The sequence below is a fragment of the Flavobacterium hercynium genome (assembly GCF_002217285.1).
Taxonomy (GTDB): domain Bacteria; phylum Bacteroidota; class Bacteroidia; order Flavobacteriales; family Flavobacteriaceae; genus Flavobacterium; species Flavobacterium hercynium.
Map to the genome: position 1 here is coordinate 1 of NZ_MUGW01000097.1, position 1873 is coordinate 1873.

Annotated in this window: 3 protein-coding genes; all 3 read left to right on the plus strand. The window is 23.1% G+C overall.

Annotation, left to right across the window (positions count from 1 at the left end):
- The first annotated feature begins 73 nt into the window (after window positions 1–73).
- Complete coding sequence (locus B0A66_RS22645; protein ID WP_089052109.1) at window positions 74–262, plus strand: bacteriocin; 189 nt, start codon at window positions 74–76, stop codon at window positions 260–262.
- Between the two features lie 64 nt (window positions 263–326).
- A complete protein-coding gene (locus B0A66_RS22650; protein ID WP_089052110.1) occupies window positions 327–1262 on the plus strand; it encodes an ATP-grasp domain-containing protein in 936 nt (311 codons plus the stop codon).
- A gap of 148 nt (window positions 1263–1410) precedes the next feature.
- On the plus strand, window positions 1411–1854 hold the full coding sequence (locus B0A66_RS22655; protein WP_089052111.1) for a hypothetical protein: 444 nt from the start codon (window positions 1411–1413) through the stop codon (window positions 1852–1854).
- Window positions 1855–1873: the final 19 nt, after the last annotated feature.

A 1873-nucleotide genomic window follows, 5' to 3' on the forward strand; every position in this document is an offset into this window, starting at 1 on the left:
GTTTTTGTGTATTAATTAAGGTGGTATCTGAAAAACCTTTAAAAGAGTAGGATAATTAAATAAAATAAATATTATGAAAGAATTGCAAAGTTTTACTGATTTTTCACTGACAGATGAAGAATTAAACAATGTTAGTGGAGGATACCCGCCTATCGATAATACGGGGGCTGGAACTTTTATGGTTGGAAATCAGGTTCTTTCGTATACTTCTGACTGTGATTACGGAAATGGGCATATACAATATGCAAACGTAAGAGGTTAATTTATTATTAATAAAGGTAGTAAATTATGCAATATTTGATTTACTATCTTTATTTTTTCAATTTATGATATTAATAATAAACGGTCAATATGATGAATCTACTGAAGATATTTGTAGATGGCTATTGTATTTGAAAAAAGAATTTGTAAGAATTGATAATGAAAGTGTTTTTACTAAAATCAATTTTGATTTTAATAAAGATATATATGAGATTGAAATCGATAATCATACTCAGTTAAATCTAAATTCAATTAAAAGTGTATTTTATAAAAGCGGTAGCTTTAATTATAAAATTAAAAAAGAAAGTAGAATTAATAAATTTATTAAAGAATTTAATTTCGAAGAATGGAAAGTTTTAGAAAACTTTTTACGTTTTAAATTAGAAAATGATTCTATTAATATGATAGGGAATTTACTTATTAATGATATAAATAAACTCGAAGTTTTAACGCTTGCAAAAAGAGTTGGTCTTAAAATTCCAGAAACTTTTATTATTTCTTCAAAAGACGAACTTTTAAGCCTTTTAAATCTCGATATGAGGTTGATTACAAAATCAATTGGAAATATGAAACCTATATACATAGAAGAGAGATTGTTTTTAAATTACACAAGAGAAATTACTAAAGATGAAGTGAACTCTGAAAGTTTTATGCCATCGTTAATTCAGTTTAAGATAGAAAAAAAATATGAAATAAGAACTTTTTTTATTAAAAATAAGTTTTGGTCGATTGCAATATTTTCTCAGGAATCTACAGAATCTACTATAGATAATCGCATAGTAAATTCAAATCATTATAATACATTTAAGCTGCCAAAAAAATTAGAAAACAAAATTAAAGAGTTGGCTTTTAAATTGAAATTAAATAGTGGATCGGTTGATTGGATACTATCGTCCTCAGGAATTTTTTATTTTTTAGAAATAAACCCTTTAGGTTTATTTAGAAATATTAGTATTTATGGTGAATATAATATAGAAAAAGAAATAGCAAAAATGTTATAAATATGAAGGTTTTTACAGGAAAAGTAAATCTACAGCATTGGGTGAAAGTTGAAGGAAATAAAAATAAATCATTTATTCTGTCTAATAACAAAAATATTTCAAAAAATAAGACTAAAATTATAAGATCTTATAAGCCATTTTCACTTTTATGAAATATTTTAAATTATTTAAGTCGGTTAAAATTATTAAAGGATTTAATAGATCTCTAATTTTTGATTCAACAAAAAATTTAATTAGATTTATTCCAAATGATCTTTTTGATTTGTTAAATGCTGAAGCTGGATTTAATATTTCTAAACAAAAAGCTGATAGTACAGAAAAGAATAAAATTACAATAGATGATTATCTTAATTTTTTAATTTCAAATAATTTTGGTTTTTATTGTAATTCTTTATGCGAGTTTAGGAGTTTTGAATATAAAGTAGAAGATTTTAATTTACCTTTCGACTTGAGTTATCTTATTATTGATTTAAGTGATGATAGTATTTTTGATATAAATATATTAAAACAAATAATTGATTGTAGAATAATGTATTTAGAGATTCGTTTTTGTCATGATGTTACGATTAGTTATTTTGAAGATATATTATAAAAATGCCTTATTTTAAATA